Origin of the sequence: Rhizobium bangladeshense (assembly GCF_017357245.1) — a bacterium.
Lineage (GTDB): Bacteria > Pseudomonadota > Alphaproteobacteria > Rhizobiales > Rhizobiaceae > Rhizobium > Rhizobium bangladeshense.
This window is the reverse complement of record NZ_CP071612.1, coordinates 2,871,901-2,897,124: the sequence shown is the minus strand read 5'-3', so window position 1 is coordinate 2,897,124 and position 25,224 is coordinate 2,871,901. Positions and strand designations below refer to the sequence as shown.

Genomic DNA, 25,224 nt, shown 5'->3' with positions numbered 1-25,224 from the left:
GTCCATGATCAAGAAATTCGTACTTCTGGCTGTCGCGGCAAGCTATCTCAGCGCCTGCACGACCACCGATCCCTATACTGGTGAGCAGAAGGTTTCCAATACGGCGGGCGGTGCGGCGCTCGGCGCGCTCGGCGGCGCTCTCGTCGGCGTTGCCGTCGGCGGCGGCGGCCACGGCAAGCGCAATGCGGCGCTGATCGGCGCCGGTATCGGGGCGCTGGCCGGCGGCGCAATCGGCAACTACATGGACCAGCAGGAAGCTGAGCTTCGCGCCCAGCTCGAAGGCACCGGCATTTCGGTAACGCGAAACGGCGACAACATCATCCTCAACATGCCTTCGAACATCACCTTCGACGTCGACCAGGACGCGGTGAAACCGGGCTTCTATCCCACGCTGAATTCGGTGGCGATCGTACTGCGCAAATTCAACCGCACGCTGATCGACGTCAACGGCCATACGGATTCGACCGGCAGCCTGCAGCATAACCAGGACCTGTCGCAGCGCCGCGCGCTGTCGGTTGCCGATTACCTCGGTGGTCAGGGCATCGACCAGCGCCGCGTCTCCGCCGTCGGCTTCGGCCCGTCCCAGCCCGTCGCCTCCAACGCTTCGGAGGCCGGCCGCGCGCAGAACCGCCGCGTCGAGATCCAGATCGCGCCGATCACGCAAGGTTGAGCCGGCGCTCTTTCAGACATGAGAGGGCCGGGCCATCGCCCGGCCTCCTTCGTTTCTGCCTATGCGTCAATGCTGCATCGTCGCACCCTTGGTGATCTTGTCGACGATCTTCTTGTCGGCGCGTAAGGCAATACCGACGACCTTGGCGTCGTCGGGGGCATATTCGGCGAAGACGGCGCGGTTGGCGGCATCGTGGCCGGTGGCAAACATTTCCTCGATGAAGATGGAGGGGGTTACCTCGCGCTCGAGCGCGCGACGGTGAATCATCGATATGGTCGCTTCGTCGGCCGACAAGACGATGATCGGCTGGATCGAAAGCGGGTTGTAAAGATTGCCGGCGCGATCCTTGTAAGGCTCCCCAATGATTTCGGGATATTGTCCGGCGATGCCTGTCGAAAGGAAGGCTGTGACGTTCAGCTTCTGCCAGCCAGCAAGATTGTTTCGCAGGACGATCGCAATTTTGGTATCAAACATTACAGTCTCTCTCATCAGGGTATCGAAACGCGTTGAGCCAGGATCTAACGCCGCAGGTCTTCGAGGGTCTTGAACGTTTGTGCGAGCCGCAGGGGGGCAGCGGCATACTGGCCGCACCCGCCGGCAGCGGTATTCTGACTGCGCCCGCCTTTCCCGGCATCGAGCGCATCGAAGCGCAATTCTCCGGCAATGTCTTCGAGCCGCACCGGCACGATACCTATGCGCTCGGGGTGACGCTGCATGGCGTGCAGACCTTCACCTACCGCGGCGAGCGGCGCTTCAGCCTGCCTGGGCAGGTGATCGTATTGCATCCCGACGAGGAGCATGACGGCGGGGCGGCGACCGAGGCCGGGCTGCATTACCGCATGCTCTACCTGGAGCCGGCGCTGCTGATGGAATGCCTGACCTCGGAGAAGATCGGGCTTCCCTTCGTCGAGCAGCCGGTCATCGGCGACGGGGCTTTGGCGAAGGTGCTGCTGGGCGCGCTCGGCGAACTCGATCGGGAGCTGGACGAGCTTTTCGTCGACGATTTCGTCAGCCGTGTCGCTGGCGGCCTGTCGCGACATTCACAGGTGCGCCGCCGGCCTTTGGGTGCGGTCGCCTGGCGGCAGGTGCGGGCAGCGCGCGATTATCTCGAAGCGCATGCGTTGCGGCCGGTGCGCTCGGGCGAGCTGGAGATGATTACCGGCCTCGACCGCTTTACGCTGTCACGGCATTTCCGCACGGCCTTTGCCACCAGCCCGCACCGGTACATGCTGATGCGTCGCCTGCAGCAGGCGCGAGCGCTGATGAATGCTGGCGAAGGTTTTGCCGATGTGGCGGCTGCGACCGGCTTTGCCGACCAGGCGCATTTCAATCGCCATTTCAAGAAGGCCTACGGCATCACCCCCGGTCAATGGGCGAGCCTTAGGCGGGTTTTTCCGCAAGGCCGGAACGGCGCGCGATAAAGCGGGCAAGCGCCGGCCCGATCAGAAGAATGACGAGGAACCGGCCGGTTTGCATCGCCATCACGAAGGGCACGTCGACATCGCTGGAAACGGCAATGATGGCGACGGAATCGGCGCCGCCGGGGCTGGTGGCGAGATACGCCGTCAGTGGATCGATGCCGGCGAAGATGTGAAGGGCAGCGGCCATGCAGCCGCAGAGCGCCATCAACAGCACGATGCAGGCCGACACTCTCGGCAGGGCGCGCGCCACATGCTCGAGGATCGAGCGGGTGAACCGCAGACCGATGCTCCAGCCGACGAGGGCATAGGCGATCGCGAGCAGCCACATCGGCAGCTCGATCTTCAGGAGGCCGACGCCCTGCAGAAAGGCTCCGAGAAAGAGCGGCACGATGATCATGCCTCCCTGAATACGCAGGCGGCGTACGCCATAGGCGCAAAAGGCGGCAAAGGCGATCGTCGCGGCAAAGGCCGGCCAGTTGACCGGGGGAAAGAGGATGAGAGGCGGCGGTTCGCCGCCATCGGCCGCCACCCACAGCCGCGAGACCACCGAAGCGCCGACAGCGACGAATACGACGCGCAGATATTGCATGAAGGCGACGAGGCGGGCATCGGCGCCATAGGCTTCCGACATGATGACCATGGCGGAGGCACCGCCCGGCGAGGAGCCCCAGACTGCGGTTGTTCCCGGCAGAACCTGCCATCGCGTTAGGAGCCATCCTAGGCCTGTAGCGATAGCGATGACCGAAAAGATGAACAGCAGGAAGATCGGCGCGTCCTTCGCCATCGTGCCGAGAATATCAGGGGTGATGGTGCGCGCCATCATCAGGCCGACGAGAACCTGTCCGAGCTGCAGCGGCCAGAGCGGCACGCGAAGCCTTCCCTTGCCGACGGTCAGCGCCAGCACGATGGCGGCGACCATCGGTCCGATCAGCAGCGAAGCGGGCAGGGCGAAGAGTTCGAGGAAGACGGTGAAGGCTGCGGAAAGCGCGAGCAGCAGCGCCCATTTCGGCAGGCCGGCATCCCGGAGCAGGCGGCGTGCGTGGCTGAGTGACATGAATCCCCGTATCTTTCCCGACCGGTGCCAAGCCATGAGGCTGAAGATGGGAGGAAGCTCCGGCATGACGAAGAGAGTCCGGCTGCAAGGGCCGGTCGGCGCGGTCTCGGTATAGGCGGGCGCCGCGAGCGCGGTCAATTGCGAAATCTGACTTTCTGGCAAGCTGCCACGCGAATATGATTCAACGTGTCGACCCAAGTCATTGTTATCAATCAAAGACGTACATGGCTGCCGAGAAAGTCGAGCAAGGCGCGCACCCGCGCCGGCAGTGGTCCGCCCTGGCCTAGATAGAGGGCGTAGAATTCCTCGATGTCGCCGGGATTGGCCGCCTGCAGCACCGGCACCAGCCGGCCTGCTTCAATGTCGGAACGCACGGTGAAGGCGGCTAGCCGCGCAAGGCCTGCGCCGGCGAGCGCAAGATGGCGCATCGCTTCGCCATCGGCAACCTGCACGCCCGGCGTGATCGGGACCATCACCGTTTCGCCGCTGTCGCGGATCGGCCAGCCCTCAACGGCGCGGGCGTAGGAAAAGCCGATGCGGCAATGCCGACGGAGATCAGTGATTCTGCACGGTTCGCCGTGACGCTTGAGATAGTCGGGCGAGGCGACGATGACCTTGCCGGTGACGCCGAGCTTGCGGGCGATCAGGCTGGAGTTCTTCAAGGGGCCGGTGCGAATCGCGACGTCGGCGCGCTCCTCCATCAAATCGACAATCCTGTCGGTGTGGGTGATATCGAGCGTCACGGCGGGATGAAGCGCCATGAAGGCGGGCACGAGAGGCGCGAGCACATGATTGCCAAAGGAGCCGCTGGTGTTGATGCGGATGCGGCCTGAGGCCTGTTCGCCTGATGAAGCCTGACGTTCAGCCTCGGCGATATCGGCAAGGATAGCGATGCTGCGCTCATAGAAGGCGCAGCCCTCCGGTGTCAGCTGCAGTTTCCGGGTCGAGCGGTTGATGAGGCGGGCGCCAAGGCGCGCCTCCAGTCTGGCGACGAGCTTGCTTACGGCCGAGGGCGTCATGCGCCTAGTCGTGGCGGCTGCTGAAAAGCCGCCGCGCTCGACGACGCTGACGAAGACTTCCATTTCGCCGGAGCGGTTGATGTCCTGACGGCTCATGATGAATTCAAATCACAGATGATGTGCTTTGAAGCATGCTATATCAACCGAGCGGGCGGGTCTATCTCAGGAGAAAATGAAGGAGACAGATCGATGGAGTACAGAAATCTCGGCGCATCGGGCCTCAGAGTGCCGGCCTTGAGTTTCGGCGCTGGCACGTTCGGTGGCAGCGGCCCGCTATTCGGCGCCTGGGGCAATACCGGTGCTGAAGAGGCGCGGCGGCTTGTCGATATCTGCCTCGACGCCGGCGTCAATCTCTTCGACACAGCCGACGTCTATTCGGCCGGCGCTTCCGAAGAGGTGCTCGGGCAGGCGATCCGAGGCCGGCGGGCCTCCGTTCTGATCTCGACGAAGATGGCGCTGCCGATGGGCGAAGGGCCGCAGGACTGGGGGACCTCACGAGCGCGGCTGATCCGCGCGACGGAGGATGCGCTGCGCCGGCTCGGGACCGATTATATCGACTTGCTTCAGCTCCATGCCTTTGATGCCTCGACGCCGGTCGAGGAGGTGCTGTCGACGCTCGACGGGCTCGTAGCCGCAGGCAAGATCCGCTATGTCGGTGTTTCAAACTTTTCCGGCTGGGAACTGATGAAATCGCTCGCCGCTGCCGAGCGTCAGGGCTATCCACGTTATGTCGCCCATCAGGTTTATTATTCCCTGGCAGGGCGCGACTATGAATGGGAGCTGATGCCACTCGGCGCCGACCAGGGTGTCGGCGCTCTCGTCTGGAGCCCGCTCGCCTGGGGCCGGCTGACCGGCAAGATCCGCCGCGGTGAGCCGATGCCTGCCGCAAGTCGCCTGCACGAGACGGCCCAGTACGGTCCACCTGTCGACGATGAGAGGCTTTTCGACATCATCGACGTGCTGGATCTGATCGCAACGGAGACCGGCAAGACGGTCCCGCAGATTGCCATAAACTGGCTGCTCGGCCGGCCGACGGTATCGAGCGTCATCATTGGCGCCCGCAACGAAGATCAGCTCAGGCAAAACCTCGCCGCGACCGGCTGGAGCCTGTCGAAGGATCAGATCGAAAGGCTCGACGCAGTCAGCGCCGTGACAGCGCCTTATCCTTATTTCCCCTATCGACGGCAGCAGGGTTTTGCGCGGCTCAATCCACCGATCATCTGAGGCGGCCGGGACGCCGGCCTCTCTATGGCACCGGGTCAACAACAAAAGGAGAGTTAATATCTTTTCCCAATCTTAACTGGACAGCCGCTTTGACTTGCCCCATACCAGCCTGCTGCATATCCCCTTAAATCGGAATCGATCCGAGGGTGGAATTATGCAATAATTTTAAAGTTCTACAGCGTCCTTTGCGCGTCTGGCGAGATGCGCGGCGCTGTATCTGCGAGACAAGATCTCGTCTACGCGGACTGGAAGGGAGATCAAAGGGATGGCGCTGAGGGACGCAAAGGCCGGAACACGCAACGAAGCGGGGATATCGGCTGTGCTCGGCATTCTCAAACAGAGCTTCGGTGAGCGCTTCCAGACCGGCCAGTCCTTCCGAGAACAGCATGCCCATACGACGACCTATATCCCGCCACAACTGCCCGACGGCGTTCTCTTTGCCGAAAGCGCCGAAGATGTGAAGATGGCGGTCAGCGCCTGTGCGGCGCACAAGGTGCCAGTGATCGGTTTCGGCACCGGCTCCTCGCTGGAAGGTCAGGTCAATGCTGTCAGTGGCGGCATTTCGATCGATTTCAGCCGTATGAACCGGGTGCTTGAGGTCAATCCGGAGGATCTCGACTGCACGGTCGAGCCTGGTATCACCCGCGAGGCCCTGAACATCCACCTGCGCGATACCGGCCTGTTCTTCCCGATCGACCCCGGCGCCAATGCGTCGATCGGCGGCATGGCGTCGACGCGGGCCTCCGGCACTAATGCCGTTCGCTACGGCACGATGAAGGACAATGTGCTTGCGGTCACGGCAGTCACCGCCAATGGTGAGGAGATCCGCACGGCGCGGCGCGCCCGCAAGTCTTCGGCCGGCTACGACCTGACGCGGCTCTTTGTCGGCGCCGAGGGCACGCTCGGAATTCTGACCTCGGTGACGCTGCGCCTGCAGGCGATTCCGCAGAAGATTGCCGGCGGCGTCTGCGCCTTTCCGAGCGTCAAGGCGGCTTGCGACGCTGTCATCATGACGATCCAGATGGGCATTCCGGTGGCGCGCATCGAGCTGTTGGATGCTGTGCAGATGCGGGCGTGCAACGCCTATTCGGGGCTATCTTATGCCGAAAGCCCGACGCTTTTCCTGGAGTTCCACGGCACCGACGAAACCGTGCCTCTGCAATCGGGCGCCTTTGCCGAGATCGCGGCCGAATGCGGCGGCGGCGAATTCCTGTGGACCGCCAATCCCGAGGAGCGGACGAAGCTTTGGAAGGCGCGCCACGACGCCTACTGGGCCTCGAGAGCGCTGGCGCCTGGACTTGCCGCACTTTCGACCGATGTTTGTGTTCCGATATCGAGGCTTGCCGCTTGCGTTTCCGAAACGCAGGCGGATATCGAGGAACACGGGCTGCTCGGTCCGATTGTCGGTCATGCCGGCGACGGGAATTTCCATGTGCTGCTGCTGTTCGATGACAAAAGCGCCGAAGACATAGCCAGGGCCGAGAGCTTCGTCGAGCGGCTCAACCGCCGGGCACTCGATATGGATGGAACATGCACCGGCGAACACGGGATCGGGCAGGGCAAGATGGCCTTTCTGGAGCAGGAGCTCGGAGGGTCGGTGGATCTGATGCGACAGGTGAAGCAGGCGCTCGATCCGGACGGGATATTCAATCCCGGCAAGATTTTCCACCAGGGCTGAAAACGGAATATTCTCATGAACTTGGGCCTTGCCCCCGGCATGAATAGCGCTAGTGTCGACAATAGAATCCTGAACAGCGTCGGCAACAGAACCCCGAATGGAGAATCCTTGCATTGGTAGGCCGGTTCCTCGTCTTTCTGGGGGGAGTGATCGTCGTAGTGCTGTTTGTGGCGCTGCTTGCGCCACTGTTCATCGACTGGACGGATTTCCGCAAGAATTTCGAGGATCAGGCAAGCCGCATCATCGGCAAGAAAGTCACCGTCCACGGCACAGTGGATGCCCGTCTGCTGCCGTTTCCGTCGGTCACGCTGCATGACTTGCGTGTCGGTCAGGAGGCTGACGGTACTCCGATCGTCCAGGTCGAACAGTTTTCCATGGATGCCGAGCTTGCGCCTTTCCTGTCGGGCGAGGCGCTGATCTTCGACATGCGCGTCGTCAATCCGAAGGTGCGCCTCAGATTGCTCAAAGACGGCACACTCGACTGGATGCGCGGCAGCCGCGCCGAAATACCGGCAAAAACAGTCGTTCTCGAAAATGTGCATGTCAGCGGCGGCGAAGTCGACTTCCTTGATGACCAGTCGGGCCGGGCGCGCCGCATCACCGGCCTGAATGCGGAGATGTCGGCCAAATCGCTCGCCGGTCCCTGGCGCGTCGAGGGCGATGCGGCGCTCGACGGCGAACACGGCAATTTTTCGATTTCGAGCAGCCAGCCGGACGAGAAAGGCGTGCTGCGCATGCGCACGAAGCTTTCGCCGGACAAGCATCCGGTGAGTATCGATCTCGACGGCGAACTGAAGCTGGTCGACCGCAAGCCGAACTATCAGGGCCAGCTTTCGGCGGCGATCGAAATCCGCAACAGTGCCAAGTCGGCCAACAAGAACGAGCAGCCGCCAAGGGTCAAGGGCCGTTTCGAGCTCACCAATGAACGTATCCGCATTCCCGAATACCGGATGGAGATCGGTCCAACAGACGATCCCTATGTGATTACTGGGGAGGCGACGCTCGATACCGGCAATGCGCCGGAATTCCTGTTGACCGCCGACGGGCAGCAGATCGACGTGAACCGCATCGGCAATCATGGCGCAGCCGGCAAGACCACCCGTGATCCCGCGGTTTCGGCGCGCCAGCGGTTGAATTCGCTGATCGATATCGTCGCGCAGGTACCGATCCCGCAGGTACCGGGCAAGGCAAGCGTCAAGCTGCCGGCCATCGTCGCCGGCGACACGACCCTACGCGATGTGCAACTCGAGCTGGAACCGGCCGGTACCGGCTGGATGATCGACAGCGCCATCGGCACGCTGCCTGGACGTACGCAGGTGGAAGGCAAGGGCAAGCTCCTGCTTCAGGGCGAACCTTCGTTCAACGGCCAGATAGTGCTGGCCTCGAACCAGCCAACGGGGCTTGCCTCCTGGCTGGCGGGCTCGGTCGACCCGGCTATCCGGCAATTACGGCAGGCGGGTTTTTCCGCAAATGTCAGCCTGACTCACGAATTGCAGCGTTTCGAAAATCTCGAGATCGCCATGGGTTCAGCGACGTTGAAGGGCCGGCTGGAGCGGCAGGCGATCTCCGGCCAGACGCCGACCCTGTCGGTGGCGCTGAATGGCGACACGCTCGATCTCGACGCGTTGCAGGCGCTGGCCGGGCTTGCGACAGGGCAGGAGAGCGGCGACAATGTCCTCGACCATAAGATCGCCGCACAGCTCAAGGCCGACAAGTTCACCGCCTTTGGGGTTGACGCCGAGAATGTCGAGACCACCTTCACAATCGCCGACGGCGCGCTCGCGGTCGACCGGCTTTCCGTCAAGAACGTCGCGGGCGCCGAGCTGACGGCGACCGGCCGGGCCGAAGGCTCGCTGCTCGACTATAAGGGTGCGGGCGAGATCACTTTCAAATCGGCCGATCCCGGCGGCTTCTTCACCATGTTGCGCGAGCATCTTCCGCACCATCCCGTGCTCGACCGCCTGGTGCGCAATGCCGGCTGGTACGGCAACACAGCGCTTCGCGGCGCGCTGACCCTAGGTGGCGACGAGGGCGATGCGCTCACGGTGACGCTGGCCGGCGTCTCGAACGGCAGCCGGGTCAACCTCGATTACCGCATGTCCGATCTCCTGGCGCTGACCGGAAACGGCACGACGAGCCTGGAGGCGACGCTCGAGAACGCCATGCCGTCAATCCTGTTCGGTCAGGCCGGGCTTGACCCGTTGCCGGTCGATGTCGGCGCGAACGGCCGCCTGACGCTTAAGGTGAAGGCGTCCGGCAACGATCCCGCCGATGCAGCGCTGACCTTTGCGACCGACCGGACCTCGTTTACCGCGAACGGCAAGGTTGACGTGCGGCCGGAGAGCTTCATGAATGGTCAGATCGCGCTCTCGCTCGACAGCGCCGATATCGACCCCTATCTTATCATGAACGGCATAGCCTTGCCGCAGACCGGAACAGGGCTGCCGGTCGGCGTTCAGGTCAATGCCGCTGTCGATAGCGACAAGATCGTCTTGTCCGATCTCAAGGGACATGCGGCCGACAATGAGTTTTCCGGTGCGCTGACCTTCGACCGCAAGGCTGCAAAGACGACAGCGAGCGGCGAGCTGAGTCTCGCCAAGGCAGATGCCGGCTGGCTCGGCGAGGCGGTGTTCGGCCAGATCGTGGATCCCGCCACCGGCACGCTGTCGAAGGCGCCGCTGGGCTTGCCGATCTTCAAGGATCTCGACATCCAGGTGAAGCTGTCGGCCAAAGAGTTCTGGCCCGGGCTGCCGGAAACGGCAGTTTCCGATTTCACCAGCAACGTCGCCTATAAAGGCGACGAGCTGCAGCTCAACAACATGGCCGGCAACTGGGATGGCGGCAGGCTCTCCGGCAATCTGCTCTTCACCAATGCCGAAGGCACCGGTTTCCTGCAGACGAAATTGGCCCTTGCCGATTCCGATCTGGCCGGCGTCATCTGGCTGCGTGACGGCGCGCCGGTCGCCAATGGCAAGTTCGGATTGTCGCTGTCGATGGAGGCTTCGGGCAAGACGATCGGCGAGATCGCCAGCTCCCTCAATGGTTCGGGGGAACTGAGACTCGGCGATACGAGCATACGAGGACTGAACCTTGCCATTCTGCCGCCGCTGCTTGCGGCGACCGACACGATGCAGGAACAGATCAATGCGGGCAAGGTGCATCCGATCGTGGAGACGCTGCTCAACAACGGCGAGGCTAAGCTGCCACCGCTCGGAATTCCCTTCAACATCACCGATGGAACGCTCAGGGTGCAGAATGTGACCGTCGCCAACGATCTGGCCCGGGTCACCGCCGACGCCCAGATCACTTTGCCGGAGGAGCGGATCAGCGCGACAGTCGGCATCGGCCTCAACCCGGGCATCGAAGCGCTTCCCGGTGTCGAGCCGGCGCTGAGGCTGAATTTTTCCGGCATGCTGCCGTCACCCGGCAAGACGATGGATGTGACCGATATCACCAGCTATTTGTCGCTGCGTGCTTTTGAGCGCGAGCGGCGGCGCGTCGAGCGATTGCAGGCGATCGTACTCGAAAAGCAGCGACTGCGTCGCGAGGTGGCGCTCTATCGTTTCAATGACGCCGAGCGGGTCAGAGCGGCCGAAATGGAGCGGCAACGACAGGCGGAGGAAGAGCGACTGCGCGCACTGGCGCAGGAGGCAGCCGCGGAGAAGGCCGCTGCCGAAGCGGAGGCCAAAGCACGGGCCGATGCGCAGGCGAGGGCGGCCGCCGAGGCGGAAGCGGCCCGGCGCGCCGGGCAGGTGCAGCCCGGTCAGCTCAATTTTGACCAGTTGCCGGGCGTCCAGGCGCAATGAAGACCCATGGGGTTTGCGTCAGAGACGTTTCAGGTGCTTGTTCTGTCGAAGGCCGGCTTCCCAAAACCGGCGTTGGACTTTGAATTGTATTCCCGGAGTCATGGCTGTCGGCCACAGCCGGCCTTCGCCCACGAAAGCACATGAAGCCGCAGCGCCGAGGACAGGTTGCTGTCCGGCGGGCGGTGGTCGTCGATCTCGGAAATCAGGGCGGCAAGCGACATCGAACGGCTTGCCGCAATCGTCTTCAGCTCGGCCCAGAATTCATCTTCCAGCGAAAAGCTGGTGCGATGGCCATGCAGTGTCGCCGAGTGCTTGCGGATCATAAGCCGGTTCGGATCGTAATCGGCTTGGAGGATCCATTCAAGGAAACCGCGCAAGTGACTGATCGCAGATTCGTTTCCGGTTCTTCAAGCTTTGCGTGAAGCCTCATGCGCCGTCGTCATCCGTCCCGATCCGGCCGTCGCGATGAGCCTTGTCGGCCTTCTCGTTCATGCTCCGGGTGAGCTGTTTTTCGGCTTTGGTGCGGCCGAAGGAAATGCGGTTCTGCTCCGCCTGCTTCTCCTTTTCGGAGCGGGCCTGCTTTTTGCGGAACTGACGCAGGTTGATGATTTCGGCGCTCATACAGATGCCTTCAATCCTTATGAAAAAGGGAGGCTGGGCCTCCCTTTGAAATCACTGCTTCTTGCGGAAGGAGTCGAGCGAGACGACGGAGCCCGGTTTCTTCTCTTCGCCGTCGGCCGGTTTTGTGCCGGCGGCTTCATCAGGCTTTCCTGCCGCCTCGACCGGATAAGCGGTGATCTCGCCGGACGGCAACTCCTCGCCATCGGCAAGCGGCACGTCGAATTCGAGTTCGAAATTCACGGAGGGGTCGTAGAAACCGCGGATCGCATTGAACGGAATGACCAGCTTTTCCGGAACGTCGGAGAAGGAAAGGCCGATTTCGAAATGCGTCTCGGTAATCTTGAGGTCCCAGAACTGATGCTGGATGACGATGGTCATCTGTTCGGGATATTTGGACTTCAGGTGCTGGGAGATGCGCACGCCGGCCGCACCGGTGAGGAAGGTGATGAAGAAGTGGTGGTCGCCGGGCAAACGGCCCGTCGTTGCTACCTCCGCCAAAACCTTGCGGATGACGCCGCGAAGTGCATCCTGTGCCAGAATGTCGTAGCGGATATGATCCTGCCCCATGCTTTTCCTGTCTTTCGTCGGTTCTGAAGTCTTTTCACAAGGTATATGGCACGTTCAGGCGCCTTGGGAAAGTCCGGAGCCGAGTCAACGCTAAAGAGCAGCATACATGATTTCGTCAGGAGGGAGAAGGTGAAGGCTTCTGTTGCCAGGTGCCTTCGGACCCCGCCTAGAGGTGCGAACCACTAGGACTTTGATTGAAGTGTCACACCGCGATTAAGCAGCGAGACGAGCTTCCGCATAGTTGTCGTTTGCAACTACAATTTTAGCCCGATAACGGCGGTACAATGCCGAGCAAAAAGTCGATCTTTACACCCTTGTCGATCCTATTTCGCCCCCATCAAAAGCCGGCCTTCAATGCCGCCGGTTTTTGGTGGAGGCGCCGGGTACCGCCCCCGGGTCCAATAGGTTTATTACACCGCTCATTTATTGCCATAGCCGGCCTGAGAGCCGGCAGGGCTGATATAGTGATTTCCTTCGTCCAAGGGAAGGGCAAACGTCATAAAAGCTTTATGTCAGCCCGCAGAAAAAAACGGGAAAATACCCGTCGGCGATTGGTTTCCTCAAGGCAAAGGCTTAAATTGGAGAAAACGGAATCAGCGCAACATGCAGCAATATCTCGATCTCCTCGCCCATGTGATGGAAAAGGGCTCCGACAGGGGCGACCGCACCGGCACAGGTACGCGCTCGGTCTTCGGCTACCAGATGCGCTTCGATCTCGAGGAAGGCTTTCCCGTCCTGACGACGAAGAAGTTGCATCTGCGCTCGATCATCCACGAGCTTTTATGGTTCCTGAAAGGCGAAACGAATATCCGTTATCTCAAGGAGAACGGCGTCTCGATCTGGGATGAGTGGGCTGACGAGAATGGCGATCTCGGACCTGTATACGGCGCTCAGTGGCGCTCCTGGCCGGCAGCCGACGGCGGCCATATCGACCAGATCGCCAACCTCGTCAAAGGCATCGTCAACAACCCGAATTCACGCCGGCACATCGTCTCGGCCTGGAATCCGGCTGAGGTCGACCAGATGGCGCTGCCGCCATGCCATTGCCTGTTCCAGTTCTATGTCGCCGACGGCAAGCTCTCCTGCCAGCTCTACCAGCGCTCCGCCGATATTTTCCTCGGCGTGCCCTTCAACATCGCTTCCTATGCGCTTTTGACGATGATGGTGGCTCAGGTGACGGGGCTCAAGCCTGGCGATTTCGTACACACGTTCGGCGACGCGCACCTCTATCACAACCATTTCGACCAGGCGAAACTGCAGCTGACGCGCCGGCCAAAGCCGCTGCCCTTCATGCGAATCAACCCTGACGTTGAGGATATCTTCGGGTTCAAATTCGAGGATTTCGAGCTGATCGGCTACGAAGCCGATGCCAGCATCAAGGCGCCGATCGCCGTCTGACCGGGACATTTCATGGCCGATATCCGCAGGACCATTATCGCCGCCGTCGCCCGCAACAGCACCATCGGCCGTGAGGGCGACATGCCTTGGCGTTTGTCGAGCGACCTCAAACGCTTCAAGACGCTAACAATGGGCAAGCCTGTGGTGATGGGCCGCAAGACTTACGATTCCATCGGCAAACCGTTGCCGGGACGGCCGAACATAGTCATTTCGCGGCAAGCGGCGATCGATCATCCCGACGTCAGCATGGCGCATTCGCTGACCGAGGCGATGGAAGCGGCCGAAAGACTGGCGCTCCAAACCGGCGCCGGAGAAATCTGCATTATCGGCGGGGGGCAGATCTATGCCCAGGCAATCGACCTTGCCGATCGTCTGTGCATCACTCACGTCGAGGCCGACCTTGACGGCGACGCGTTCTTTCCGGCGATCGATCCGAATACCTGGCAGGCCGGGGAGATGATAGCGGTGCCGGCAGGCGAGAGGGACAGCTATCCCACGCGCTTTGTCGTCTATGACCGCCGTCGCGCCTGAAAACGAACTATTTTCCAATTAAATTGACCAAGTTTCTCACGCTGCGTTGAAAGCCGGTGCGGTGATACCTATAACGGTCACCAACGCATTCGCCGGTCAGCCCCCACGGTCCTGGATGCGGGGAAGACTTAACGAACAACGAGGTTTTGATGCCCTGGAGCAATCAGAATGGCGGCGGCGGCCCTTGGGGCGGCGGCGGTAACAATCAGGGACCATGGGGCCAGGGGCCGAACCGCCCGCGTGGCGGCGGCAAAGGCGGGCCACCCGATCTGGAAGACATTATCCGGCGCGGCCAGGATCAACTGCGCAACATCGTTCCCGGTGGTTTCAACGGTGGCGTGGCGGTGATCGTGGCGGCGATCGTCGCCGTTTTTTGGCTGATCCAGTGCGTCTACACCGTCCAGCCGGATGAACGCGGCGTCGAACTGCGCTTCGGCAAGCCGAGAGAAGAAATCTCCATGCCCGGCCTGCATTTTCGTATCTGGCCGATGGACTCGGTCGAGATCGTAAAGGTGACGGAGCAGCAGCAGAATATCGGCGGTCGCAACAACAGCAATTCGACGGCTGGACTGATGCTTTCCGGAGACCAGAACATCGTCAACGTGCAGTTCTCGGTGCTCTATACGATAAACGACCCGAAATCCTATCTTTTCCGTCTCGAAAATCCGGCTGAAACGCTGCAGCAGGTTTCCGAAAGCGCCATGCGCGAAATCGTCGGCCGGCGACCGGCACAGGATGCCTTCCGCGATAATCGCGGACCGATCGAAACCGAAGTGCGCAACATCATTCAGGATACGATGGATCGCTACGGCGCCGGCCTCGTGATCAACCGCGTGACGATCGAGGACGTAGCACCGCCGCGTGATGTGGCCGATGCCTTCGAGGAAGTGCAGCGCGCTGACCAGGATAAGCAGCGTCTCGTCGAAGAGGCGAACCAGTACGCCAACCAGAAGCTCGGCCAGGCGCGCGGTGATGCAGCCCGCATCCGCGAAGCAGCAGCGGCCTATAAGGATCGGATCGTCAAGGAAGCCGAAGGTGAAGCGCAACGCTTCGTTTCAATCTACGACGAATATTCCAAGGCTCCTGACGTGACGCGGGAGCGGCTGTTCCTGGAAACCATGGAACAGGTGCTGAAGGGTTCCAAAAAAGTGATCATAGACGAAAAGGCGGGCGCCGTGCCCTATCTGCCGCTGAATGAGATCAACAGATCGACGCAGCAACAACAGCAGCAGGGAGGCTGAGACCCATGTCGAACAGACTTCCCGTAGTTCTGATCCTTCTGGCGGTCGTGCTGGTCGTGGTCTATTCCTCGATCTTCGTGGTGAATGCCCGCGAGCAGGCCATTGTCGTTCGTTTCGGTGAAATCCAGTCGGTCAAAACTGACCCCGGCATCTATTTCAAACTGCCCTTCGCCTTTGCCGACGCCGACCGGGTGCAGTATGTGCCGAAGCAGGAACTGCGCTTCGACCTCGACAATATACGTGTCCAGGTCTCCGGCGGCGCCTTCTATGAGGTAAATGCCTTCCTCATCTACCGCATCAACGACGCGCGCCGTTTCCGCGAAACGGTCTCGGGCGACAGGGAGGCGGCGGAGGCGCGGCTTCGTACGCGCCTCGATTCCGCCCTGCGCAGGGTTTACGGCGTGCGCAGCATCGAAGCCGCCCTCTCCCGGGAACGCGTGGCGATGATGCTCGAGGTTCGCAACGAGCTGCAAGCCGATGCGGAGACGCTCGGCATCACGCTCGACGACGTGCGCATCAGCCGTACCGACCTGACGCAGGATGTTTCGGAGCGTACCTTCAACCGCATGCGCGCCGAGCGACTGGCGGAAGCTGAGCTGCTACGGGCGCAGGGCAATGAGGAAGGCCAGCGCCGCCGCGCCATCGCCGACCGCCAGGTCGTCGAGCTGACTGCCGGCGCACAGCGCGACTCCGAAATTCTCCGCGGCCAAGGCGATGCCGAACGCAACCGCATCTTCGCCGAGGCCTTCTCAAGGAATCCTGATTTCTTCGAGTTCTATCGCTCGATGGCGGCCTATTCGGCGGCGCTTTCGTCGCAGGACACGACGCTGGTCCTTTCGCCGGATTCGGAATTCTTCCGTTATTTCAACACCGCCGCGGGCGCCGCGCCGGCGAGCTCGGCTGCGCCCGCTCCTGCGACGCCCGGAGCAACCGCTCCGGTAACGCCAGCCGCGCCGGCAAACTGAGAATGAGGGATTAGTTCCCTACCAAGATCGAGAAAGGGTCGGCCCAGCGCCGGCCCTTTTTAGTTTCCAAGAGCCAAGTCCGAGCTTTTATGACGGTCCGTCAGATTGCACGGGGATTTCGCGAAAAGGTGATTTCACCCTCCATCATTCCGCCTTATGCTGGTGCTCAATATGCGCATTTGCCCCCTTATGAGGAAGCTTGATGGCCCCCACGATTCGCTCGCCCTTCAGACGAACGCTCGCGCTGCTGGCCAGCGCCGCCATCATGGCGCAAGCCGGCGTCAGTGGGATTGCTTTTGCGCAAACCACGCCTGAAACAGCAGCGCCGGGGGTTGCCGCGCCCGTTCCGGCTGCTCCCGCTCCCACGTCACCCGCACCGACTGCACCGCAGCAGACCCCACCGGTCCAGACGGTCGTGCCGAACAACGGGCCGGCTTCTGTTGCCGACCTCGCCGAAGGGCTGCTCGACGCCGTGGTCAATATCTCGACCTCGCAGAATGTGAAGGACGATGAAGGAGTAGGCCCGGCGCCGCGCGCGCCTGACGGGTCGCCATTCCAGGAATTTTTCAACGACTTCTTCAACAAGCAGCAGGGCAACCGCGGCCCCAACCATAATGTCAGCTCGCTTGGTTCCGGTTTCGTCATCGATCCGGCCGGTTATATCGTCACCAACAACCACGTGATCGAGGGCGCCGACGACATTGAGGTCAATTTCGCCAACGGCACTAAGCTCAAGGCGAAGCTGATCGGAACGGATACGAAGACCGATCTCTCGGTGTTGAAGGTCGAGCCGAAGACGTCGCTGAAATCGGTGAAATTCGGCGATTCCAGCGAGATGCGCATCGGCGACTGGGTGATGGCGATCGGCAATCCGTTCGGCTTCGGCGGCTCGGTCACGGTGGGCATCATTTCTGGGCGCGGCCGCAATATCAATGCCGGCCCCTACGACAATTTCATTCAGACGGATGCGGCGATCAACAAGGGCAATTCCGGCGGCCCGCTCTTCAATATGAGGGGTGAAGTGATCGGCATCAACACGGCAATCATCTCGCCGAGCGGCGGCTCGATCGGCATCGGTTTCTCGGTGCCGTCCGAACTTGCTTCCGGCGTCGTCGAGCAGTTGCGCCAATATGGCGAGACGCGGCGAGGCTGGCTCGGCGTGCGTATCCAGCCGGTGACCGACGACATCGCCGACAGCCTCGGGCTCGACACGGCCAAGGGCGCGCTGGTCGCCGGCGTCATCAAAGGTGGTCCCGTCGACGACGGCTCGATCAAGGCGGGCGACGTCATTCTGAAATTCGACGGCAAGACGGTCAATGAAATGCGCGACCTGCCGCGCGTCGTGGCCGAAAGCACGGTGGGAAAAGAAGTCGACGTCGTGGTGTTGCGTGACGGCAAAGAACAGACCGTCAAGGTGAAGCTCGGCCGGCTCGAAGACAGCGATCAGGCCGCAGCCGGCGATGCAGCGCCCGATGGCTCGCAGGACGGCGTCATCACACCTGATCCTGACGAGAACGACGATATGGACCAGCCGGATACCGGCGATCAGACCCAGCCAGTGCCCGGCGCGCCGGAGCCGGACCAGCACCAGGGTCAGGTCTCGCCGGATGCGGCCACGCCGAAGAACGTGCTCGGATTGTCGCTGTCGCTCCTGAGCCCGGAGACACGCAAGGCTTTTGGCATCGCCGAGAGCGTCGACGGCGTTGTCGTGACGGAGGTAGCGCCCGGCTCCGCCTCAGCCGAAAAGGGGCTGAAGCCAGGGGACGTGATCGTCGAAGTGGCGCAAGAGTTCATGAAATCCCCTGACGCGGTCGCGGCCAAGGTGAAATCGCTGAAACAGGAGGGCCGACGCAACGCCCAGCTGATGATCGCCTCGGCAAACGGCGATCTGCGGTTTGTGGCCGTGCCGATGGAATAGTAGCTCCGGCGGCGATAGATTAGCCACCGCGACCTCTACCCGCTGGAGGAATGTAGGCGGAGCACGCTTCTCAAGCCGTCACGAAGTCGGTCTTTCGGTAACCCTGGATGTAAAGAAGTGCCGTCAGGTCAGCGTGATTGATGCGCATCTGCGCTTGAGCGGCGACAGTTGGCTTCGCGTGGAGGGCGACGCCGGAGCCGGCGAGCTGCAGCATGCCGAGATCATTGGCGCCGTCGCCGACGGCGATTGCCTCGCGTGGCGAAATCCCCAGGCGTGTCGAAATCTCGTTCAGCGCATCCACCTTTGCCTGCTTTCCAAGGATAGGCTCAGCGACAAAACCGGAGAGGATGCCACTCTCTTCGAGCAATATATTGGCGCGGTTCTCGTCGAAGCCGAGGGTGGCGGCGATGCGGCTCGTAAAGACGGTGAAGCCGCCGGAGACGAGGGCGGTGTAATGGCCTTTCGATTTCATCGTGGCGATCAGTTCCGGCCCGCCCGGGGTCAGCGTGATGCGCTTGGCGATCACCTCGTCGACAACCGAGATCGGCAGTCCCTTCAACAGGGCGACGCGCTCACGCAGAGCGGGTTCGAAGGCGATCTCGCCATTCATGGCGCGGGCGGTGATGTCGGCGACCTTCTCCTTCAGGCCGACTTCTGCGGCGAGTTCGTCAATGCATTCCTGGCCGATCATCGTCGAATCCATGTCGGCGATGAGCAGCTTCTTGCGGCGGCTGTCCTGCTCCTGGATGACGAGGTCGATGGGAGCGCTTGATATGACGGCGAGAAGATTGGCCTCGTCCGCTTGCGCATCCGTGCCGTCGCGCAGCGCAATGTCGCAGGCAACGCCGTCGGCCAGCCAATACAGGCCGGAAGCGGTTACAGCCTCGGCCGCCTGTTCGGCGATGCCAGGAGTAAGCACAGGATTTGACGGATTGGCAACAAGCGTGGCAACGAGGGCCATGATGGAAAACCTTCTGAGCGTAGAGAACGCGATCCTGATAACCGGGCCGACCGCCAGCGGCAAGTCCGCGCTCGCCGTCGAGTTGGCCAAACGCCATGGCGGCGCGGTCGTCAATGCCGACAGCATGCAGGTCTACGACACATTGCGGGTGCTGACCGCGCGTCCGTCGGAGGAGGAGATGCAAGGCGTAACGCATCATCTCTACGGCCACGTGCCGGCGGGTGCCGGCTATTCCACAGGCGCCTGGCTGCACGATGTCTCGACGCTTTTGCCGGCGCTCAGGGCCGCCGGGCAGCTGCCGGTCTTCGTGGGGGGCACCGGGCTTTATTTCAAGGCGCTGACCGGAGGTCTCTCCGACATGCCTGATATACCCAAGGTACTGCGGGAAGAATTGCGCACGCGACTCGTGGACGAAGGGCCGGACGCGCTTTACGCCGAGCTTTCTGACGTCGATCCCGCCATGGCGGCATGCCTCAATCGCCAGGACGGCCAGCGCATCGTCCGCGCGCTGGAGGTGATCAAAGCGACGGGACGGTCGATCGCCGATTTCCAGGGCCGGTCCGGACCCGTGGTGATCGATGCCAACGAGGCCCGCAAGATCGTCGTTCTGCCGGACCGGGCGGTGCTGCACGCCCGCATTAACAGCCGCTTCGAAAAGATGCTGCAACAGGGTGCGGAAGATGAGGTGAGGGCGCTTCTTGCGCTCGGTCTGTCCTCCGAGGCGCCTGTCATGAAGGCCATCGGCGTCTCCCAGATCGCGGCGATGCTGAAGGGCGAGATGACGCGCGATGACGTGCTGGAGAAGGGGGCTGCGGCGACACGGCAATACGCCAAGCGTCAAATGACCTGGTTTCGCAATCAGATGGACGAGAGCTGGGAAAGGCTGAGCGTCTAGTCCCATGCGCCGTTGCCGACTTCCCGCTCCAGGCGCGTCTACGCATGCGCTTGCAGCAGCCTGGCGAGCTCGCCTACCGCCGCCTCCAGCTTCTCTTGCGGAAATCCACCAAAACCCAGCATCAAGCCGGGGCGCGCAGGCTGCGCGGCATACATGGGAGAGATCGCTCGCACCGCGAGGCCAGCCGAGAGGGCGCGCGCTGCAAGCTGCACGTCGTCAGCCCTCTCGGGCAACCACAGAAGAACGTGCATGCCCTGATCGCTCGGCTGAACGTGGCACCCCTGCGGCAATGCCCGTTCGAGCGCCGCGAGCAGAATATTGCGGCGTTCGGCATAGAGAGCTCTGATGCGTCTGATATGCGCCTCGAAATAGCCTTCGCTGATGTAGGCAGCCAGAACATGCTGTTCGGCGGTCGGCGAATGCCGATCAAGAATGGCGCGTGCGCCCGCGAAGGCTTCTACGAGCGGCGGCGGGGCGATGACGTAACCGAGGCGCAGTGAAGGAAAGAGGATCTTGCTGAAGGTGCCGAGATAGATGACACGCGACGGACGCAGCCCCTGCATTGAGGGAAAGGGATGTCCGGCATAACGCAGTTCGCTGTCGTAGTCATCCTCCACGATCCAGGCGCGGTTCTTGTCGGCCCACGTGATCAGGGCATTGCGTCGAGCCATGCTAAGCGGCATGCCAATTGGATATTGGTGCGAAGGGGTCACGAATGCGGCGCGCGCTTCTCGACACAGCTCAAGGCCGCGTTCGACGTCCATACCCTGAGCATCGACCGGCAGGCGATACGTCCGGACGCCGAGATCGTCGAGGATGGCCGTCAGCCCCGGATATGCTGGGTCTTCCGCCCATACGGCATCACCGAGGGACAACAGGACCCGACCTGCCATATAGAGGCCTTGCTGGGTGCCCGCCGTAACGATGACCTGCTCCGGCACACAATGAACGGCCCGTGCGCGGCGGACATGGTCAGCGATGGCGATGCGCAGCTCCAATACGCCTGCCGGATCGTGGTAACCCGAAGGTGCGGCCTGCCTGGACGCGCGCATCCGATTGCCGAGGCGGCGCCAACTGTCGTCCGGCGCGATGCCCGAAGCGGGTACAGCGATGGCGAAGGGGACGGGCGGATGAGGGGTAAGTGCACGGGCTACTGATATCAGCCGGGCCGCCGGGGCAGGCAGGTCGAGCGCATCTTCGGCCTCCGGCTCGGCAGGCGCCGGCTGGAGGGCTGGCGCCGCGTCCGTCAGAGCCGCTGCAACATGGGTTCCGGCTCCTACTCGTGCCTGGAGATAGCCTTCGGCGGTCAACTGATCGAAGGCTTCGACGACGGTGCCGCGGGCGATCTGCAGGGAGGCGGCGAGGGTACGCGTCGAGGGAAGCCGCTCGCCCAGCCTCAGTTCGCCGCGGGTAATGGCGTTCCGCAGGGCCTGCGCAAGCTGGCGGCCTACGCTAGCCGATCGATCGATCGCGTTGAGTGACGGGATTTCAATGGTGGCGCGTCGCTTCGACATCGCAAAATGGTCCATCAATATTTCTGAAAATGGCGCTTCATGATGAACCAATTTTCGAGCAGAAGAAAGCGCATCAGAGACTCCTGGAAATGGACATGCAAGATCTTATCGTCGTCTATATCGCCTATGTCATCGCAGCAGGCAGCCCGGGTCCAAGCAACCTGGCGATCATGAACGTCGCGATGAGCCGCGGGCGTCGACCGGCTCTGGCTCTATCCGCCGGAGTGATCACGATGTCGACATGCTGGGGGCTGATCGCCGTCACCGGCATTTCGACATTGCTCGTGCGCTATGCTCATGCCCTGACAATCCTCAAGATGGCAGGCGGGCTCTACCTCCTTTGGCTCGCCTGGAAGGCCGCTCGCTCGGCTGCCGCAACGGACGCGCCCGCAAGCCGGGCCGTCCGGTCAGCCGTGCCGCTCGGCGCGCTTTATCGCCGGGGTATATTGATGCATCTCGGAAACCCTAAATCGGTTTTGGCCTGGGTCGCGATCATGTCGCTCGGCCTCAAGCCCGGGGCTTCGCCTCAAATGGCCGTGACTGCGTTTGGCGGCTGCGTGCTCCTGGGGATGTCGATATTTGCCGGCTACGCCATCCTGTTTTCGACGGCGCCTATGGTGCGCGGTTATGCCCGGGCGCGTCGCTGGATCGAGGCAAGTCTTGCGGTGTTCTTCGCGGGTGCCGGATCACGCCTGCTGTTCTCCCGTTGATCGCTGTCCAGGATTGCATCATGTCTTCAGTTTATCCGTTTCGTGGTCTTTCGGCCTTTCCACCGACGCCCGCCAACATCAATGGTCGCGTGAACGCGCAAGCACTCTGCCGGCTGTTGGACCCTTTGTGTGACGCGGGCGCCGCCTCCATCGGCCTTCTCGGCAGCACCGGGATCTATGCCTATCTCACGCGCGAGGAGCGGCTTCGGGCCGTCAAGGCGGCCGTCGAATGCGTCAACGGCCGTGTTCCGCTTATCGTCGGCGCCGGCGCTCTGAGAACAGACCATGCTCTGGATCTGGCGAGGGACGCCGAGGCTGCCGGCGCGGACGCGCTTCTCCTCGCGCCCGTTTCCTACACGCCGTTGACCCAGGAAGAAGCCTACCAACATTTCCTTGCGGTGGCGAAGGCGAGCAGGCTTCCGCTTTGCATCTACAACAATCCCGGCACGACGCACTTCACCTTCAGCCGCGAGCTTTTGCAGCGCCTTTCCGATGTCGAGACGATCAAGGCGGTGAAAATGCCGCTGCCGGCCGACGGTGACCTGCGAGGAGAGCTTGCGCAATTGCGGCAAAAGACCGATCTCGCGATCGGCTACAGCGGCGATTGGGGTGCGGCGGAGGCACTGCTTTCCGGCGCAGACGCCTGGTACAGCGTTATCAGCGGGCTGCTTCCGCGCACGGCGCTCGCTCTGACGAAGGCCGCCATGGCTGGCAATGATGTCGAGGCGCGCAGGCTGGATGGCCTGCTTCAGCCGCTCTGGGAGGTGTTCAAGGCGTATGGGAGCATTCGCGTGGTCTATACGCTGGCCGAGCATCTCCTGGGCGTCCGGGCGGAACTTCCGCGGCCCCTCCTGCCGCTAGGGCTGGCGGAGCGGCAGCGCGTGCTCGACAACGCTCAGCCGCTGATCGAGCTGGAGCATCAATCCTTGTTGTAAAGTCTGCTCAGCGGCTTTTTCAGGATGCTTTCGCGCAGCGACGTGCCCGGTTCCCGGCGAACGACCGGCGGCTGGTCTGCCGGTGGCGCCGGCCGGGGGAAGACGGGTTCTTCGCGACGCAGTTCGCGGCGTAGCGCGTTCAGGCGCGGATCGATCGGGGCCGGCTCGGCCGGGTCCAGCCGCGGCGCCTGCGGTAGCAATTCGCGCCGGTAGGATTCGAGCGGCGCCGAAGCGGGCGCGGGCGGGATGACGGGGTTTGTCTCGAAACCCTCGCCGGTTTCCTGCGCCTCGTCAAAACTCGGTATGGATGCCGCAACGCTCTGCTGGAAATTCGAAATGTCAGGCCCGACAGTCACCGCCCGCATGCGGGTGACGATCTTGCGCAGATCGACAGTATCGGGATCTTCCTCACTATGCTTGCTGTTGGCGCTGGCGGCCTTCGGTAGGAGGTTCTCGGCGACCCGGGAGAAACGCATGCGCATCGGCACGCTGATCGCTTCGCCGAAGGCGATCGCTTCCCCGTTGCCGATCGAGGAGATGAAGCTCGTCGTTGAGATCGATGAGTTAGGGATGGCCGAGCGGATGATTTCTTGGTCGCGATCGTTGGCAAGGCGCATGGCAAACAGCGTCGAGCACTGCGAAAGGATCGTCTGGTCGAGTTCCCCCGGCCGCTGGGTGATGATGCCGAGCGAAACGCCGTATTTGCGGCCTTCCTTGGCGATGCGGGCGATCGCCTGGCGCGTCGGAATGAAGCCGAGATTCGGATCTGACGGTATGTAGCGGTGGGCTTCCTCGCAGACGACAAGCATGTGGATGGCGCCGTCGCTCCAGAGCGCAACCTCGAAAGCCATGCGGCAGAGCACGGAGGCGACCGAATTGACCACTTCGGATGGGATGCCCGCCAATTGGAAGGTGCAGATTGGCCTGCTATCGCCGGGAATACGGAAGATCTGCGCGATGGTGTCGGTGATCGTATCGCTGATCGTGTTGTTGGAGAACATGAAGTGATAACGCGGATCATTGATGGCGGCGATGAGGCGCATCTTCAGCGACCGCAGGAAGGGCTTTTCCCCGCGACCTTCCAGGCGTCCGATGCGTTCGTCGATCAGCGCCAGCAGGTCAGCCATTCGGTAGGGAACTGGTGTATCGGCGGTAATCGAACTCTTTTCCGTGGTGCGGCGCACCAGCGAATTGTCGCTGCCGCGGAACGCCCGCTTGGCCTCGGGCATGATGTCGCGCAGCATGTCGAGCTCTTCGGGCACCGGTGGGCGGCCGCGGAAGACGACTTCGGCGAATTCTTCGAGCCGCATCAGCCAGAAGGGCAGGTCGAGCGTATCGGTGTCGATGGTGACGGCATGCTTCGGAAAAGCGGCGGCGAATTCGTTGTGCGGATCGAGGATCAGCACCCGCAACTTCGGATCCGCCACGATCGCCTTGTGCAGAAGCAGCGACACGGCCGTCGATTTGCCGACGCCGGTCGAGCCGACAACGGCGAAATGTTTGGAGAGCATCGAAGGGATGTGGATCGCCGCATCGATGCTTTCGTCCTGCGTCAGCTTGCCGATGACGGCGGTCGTACCCGTTCCGGCATCGTAGATGCGCATGAGGTCCGCGGCACGGATGCGATGGGCGATGGCGCCAAGATGGGGATAACGCGAGATGCCGGTCGAAAATTCCTCTCGCCCGTCCTCGTCGACACGGACTTCACCGAGGAGCTCGGTCTCGATCCTGAATTTATTGTCCTCGCCTTCGCCCCACGCATGGCTGCCGGTGTTCATTTGATAAACCAGGGCGACGACACGGTTGCGGCCGACACTGATCGAAATCAGCCGGCCGACGGACCAGAGCTCGGTGAGATCGGTGCCGCCTTGTTCGGCCACGGCGGCAATCGTCGCTCTGGAGCCGCTGCATGCAACGACGCGGCCGAGAAAGCGATTTCCCGGCGTATGGCTGTCGCGGCGATCGTGCTCGCCTGCCTTGCCAGACATGCGCAAGTCGTTGTTGAGCAACGGGCTACTCCCTGCAGTAGCGTTAAAGGATAAGATCGATCCTTTAACAAATCCTTCATCCTATCGATTTTGGCAGGCGCAGGCGCG

At 62.1% G+C, this 25,224-nt stretch carries 22 protein-coding genes and 1 other RNA gene; 13 read left to right on the top strand and 10 right to left on the bottom strand.

What is annotated here, in order from left to right; genetic code table 11:
• Window positions 1-4 precede the first annotated feature (4 nt).
• On the top strand, window positions 5-670 hold the full coding sequence (locus tag J2J98_RS14165) for a YiaD family glycine zipper/OmpA-like lipoprotein (protein WP_011426055.1): 666 nt from the start codon (window positions 5-7) through the stop codon (window positions 668-670).
• A 66-nt stretch (window positions 671-736) separates the two neighbouring features.
• Here the strand turns inward: J2J98_RS14165 and J2J98_RS14160 are convergent, their stop codons facing one another.
• Window positions 737-1,144 carry a DUF2000 family protein gene (locus J2J98_RS14160; protein WP_207601390.1) on the bottom strand — a complete coding sequence of 136 codons (408 nt, stop codon included), beginning with the start codon at window positions 1,142-1,144 and terminating at the stop codon, window positions 737-739.
• Between the two features lie 32 nt (window positions 1,145-1,176).
• Between J2J98_RS14160 and J2J98_RS14155 the strand changes: the two genes are divergently transcribed.
• A complete protein-coding gene (locus tag J2J98_RS14155) occupies window positions 1,177-2,091 on the top strand; it encodes an AraC family transcriptional regulator (protein ID WP_207601389.1) in 915 nt (304 codons plus the stop codon).
• Here the strand turns inward: J2J98_RS14155 and J2J98_RS14150 are convergent.
• Both J2J98_RS14150 and J2J98_RS14145 read right to left on the bottom strand, forming a co-directional pair.
• On the bottom strand, window positions 2,051-3,145 hold the full coding sequence (locus J2J98_RS14150; protein ID WP_207601388.1) for an AbrB family transcriptional regulator: 1,095 nt from the start codon (window positions 3,143-3,145) through the stop codon (window positions 2,051-2,053). The two genes, J2J98_RS14155 and J2J98_RS14150, sit on opposite strands and share 41 nt — an antisense overlap.
• Before the next feature lie 212 nt (window positions 3,146-3,357).
• Window positions 3,358-4,260, bottom strand: a complete 903-nt coding sequence (locus J2J98_RS14145) for a LysR family transcriptional regulator (protein ID WP_207601387.1) — start codon at window positions 4,258-4,260, stop codon at window positions 3,358-3,360.
• A gap of 93 nt (window positions 4,261-4,353) precedes the next feature.
• Between J2J98_RS14145 and J2J98_RS14140 the strand changes: the two genes are divergently transcribed.
• From J2J98_RS14140 to J2J98_RS14130, 3 genes are all read left to right on the top strand, one after another.
• Window positions 4,354-5,388, top strand: a complete 1,035-nt coding sequence (locus J2J98_RS14140) for an aldo/keto reductase (RefSeq protein ID WP_207601386.1) — start codon at window positions 4,354-4,356, stop codon at window positions 5,386-5,388.
• A gap of 265 nt (window positions 5,389-5,653) precedes the next feature.
• On the top strand, window positions 5,654-7,066 hold the full coding sequence (locus J2J98_RS14135; protein WP_064705555.1) for an FAD-binding oxidoreductase: 1,413 nt from the start codon (window positions 5,654-5,656) through the stop codon (window positions 7,064-7,066).
• Window positions 7,067-7,179: 113 nt separating this feature from the next.
• Entirely contained in the window at window positions 7,180-10,872 is a 3,693-nt protein-coding gene (locus J2J98_RS14130; protein ID WP_207601385.1) for an AsmA family protein, read from the top strand.
• 98 nt (window positions 10,873-10,970) lie between these two features.
• Here the strand turns inward: J2J98_RS14130 and J2J98_RS14125 are convergent, their stop codons facing one another.
• The 4 genes from J2J98_RS14125 to ssrA form a co-directional block, all read right to left on the bottom strand.
• Window positions 10,971-11,195 (bottom strand): ribbon-helix-helix domain-containing protein, encoded by a 225-nt coding sequence (locus J2J98_RS14125; RefSeq protein ID WP_064706123.1) that lies wholly within the window; start codon window positions 11,193-11,195, stop codon window positions 10,971-10,973.
• A 103-nt stretch (window positions 11,196-11,298) separates the two neighbouring features.
• A complete protein-coding gene (locus J2J98_RS14120) occupies window positions 11,299-11,493 on the bottom strand; it encodes a DUF4169 family protein (RefSeq protein WP_064705553.1) in 195 nt (64 codons plus the stop codon).
• A gap of 51 nt (window positions 11,494-11,544) precedes the next feature.
• Window positions 11,545-12,060: an SspB family protein gene (locus J2J98_RS14115; protein WP_064705552.1), complete on the bottom strand. Its 516-nt coding sequence runs from the start codon at window positions 12,058-12,060 to the stop codon at window positions 11,545-11,547.
• Between the two features lie 128 nt (window positions 12,061-12,188).
• Window positions 12,189-12,551, bottom strand: a transfer-messenger RNA (tmRNA) gene (ssrA, locus tag J2J98_RS14110).
• 112 nt (window positions 12,552-12,663) lie between these two features.
• Here ssrA and J2J98_RS14105 point away from each other — a divergent pair.
• The 5 genes from J2J98_RS14105 to J2J98_RS14085 all read left to right on the top strand — a co-directional run bounded on the left by J2J98_RS14105 (window position 12,664) and on the right by J2J98_RS14085 (window position 18,113).
• On the top strand, window positions 12,664-13,458 hold the full coding sequence (locus J2J98_RS14105) for a thymidylate synthase (protein WP_064705551.1): 795 nt from the start codon (window positions 12,664-12,666) through the stop codon (window positions 13,456-13,458).
• A gap of 12 nt (window positions 13,459-13,470) precedes the next feature.
• Window positions 13,471-13,989: a dihydrofolate reductase gene (locus J2J98_RS14100; protein ID WP_207601384.1), complete on the top strand. Its 519-nt coding sequence runs from the start codon at window positions 13,471-13,473 to the stop codon at window positions 13,987-13,989.
• Window positions 13,990-14,138: 149 nt separating this feature from the next.
• On the top strand, window positions 14,139-15,230 hold the full coding sequence (hflK, locus tag J2J98_RS14095; protein WP_064705549.1) for an FtsH protease activity modulator HflK: 1,092 nt from the start codon (window positions 14,139-14,141) through the stop codon (window positions 15,228-15,230).
• A gap of 5 nt (window positions 15,231-15,235) precedes the next feature.
• Window positions 15,236-16,195: a protease modulator HflC gene (gene hflC / locus J2J98_RS14090; protein WP_207601383.1), complete on the top strand. Its 960-nt coding sequence runs from the start codon at window positions 15,236-15,238 to the stop codon at window positions 16,193-16,195.
• Window positions 16,196-16,397: 202 nt separating this feature from the next.
• Window positions 16,398-18,113 (top strand): DegQ family serine endoprotease, encoded by a 1,716-nt coding sequence (locus J2J98_RS14085; protein WP_207601382.1) that lies wholly within the window; start codon window positions 16,398-16,400, stop codon window positions 18,111-18,113.
• Between the two features lie 70 nt (window positions 18,114-18,183).
• On the opposite strand, the gene serB is transcribed toward J2J98_RS14085, so the two are convergent.
• Entirely contained in the window at window positions 18,184-19,074 is an 891-nt protein-coding gene (serB, locus tag J2J98_RS14080; protein ID WP_207601381.1) for a phosphoserine phosphatase SerB, read from the bottom strand.
• Here serB and miaA point away from each other — a divergent pair.
• The gene (miaA, locus tag J2J98_RS14075; RefSeq protein WP_207601380.1) at window positions 19,073-19,969 is read left to right on the top strand and encodes a tRNA (adenosine(37)-N6)-dimethylallyltransferase MiaA; all 897 of its coding nucleotides are present in this window, start codon (window positions 19,073-19,075) and stop codon (window positions 19,967-19,969) included. The two genes, serB and miaA, sit on opposite strands and share 2 nt — an antisense overlap.
• 38 nt (window positions 19,970-20,007) lie before the next feature.
• Here miaA and pdxR read toward each other — a convergent pair whose 3' ends face one another.
• Entirely contained in the window at window positions 20,008-21,483 is a 1,476-nt protein-coding gene (pdxR, locus tag J2J98_RS14070) for a MocR-like pyridoxine biosynthesis transcription factor PdxR (protein WP_207603135.1), read from the bottom strand.
• 95 nt (window positions 21,484-21,578) lie between these two features.
• On the opposite strand from pdxR, the gene J2J98_RS14065 reads away from it, so the two are divergent.
• Both J2J98_RS14065 and J2J98_RS14060 read left to right on the top strand, forming a co-directional pair.
• Entirely contained in the window at window positions 21,579-22,193 is a 615-nt protein-coding gene (locus J2J98_RS14065; protein WP_207601379.1) for a LysE family translocator, read from the top strand.
• A gap of 20 nt (window positions 22,194-22,213) precedes the next feature.
• Complete coding sequence (locus J2J98_RS14060; RefSeq protein ID WP_207601378.1) at window positions 22,214-23,128, top strand: dihydrodipicolinate synthase family protein; 915 nt, start codon at window positions 22,214-22,216, stop codon at window positions 23,126-23,128.
• Here J2J98_RS14060 and J2J98_RS14055 read toward each other — a convergent pair.
• The gene (locus J2J98_RS14055) at window positions 23,113-25,137 is read right to left on the bottom strand and encodes an ATP-binding protein (RefSeq protein ID WP_207601377.1); all 2,025 of its coding nucleotides are present in this window, start codon (window positions 25,135-25,137) and stop codon (window positions 23,113-23,115) included. The two genes, J2J98_RS14060 and J2J98_RS14055, sit on opposite strands and share 16 nt — an antisense overlap.
• Between the last annotated feature and the right edge of the window lie 87 nt (window positions 25,138-25,224).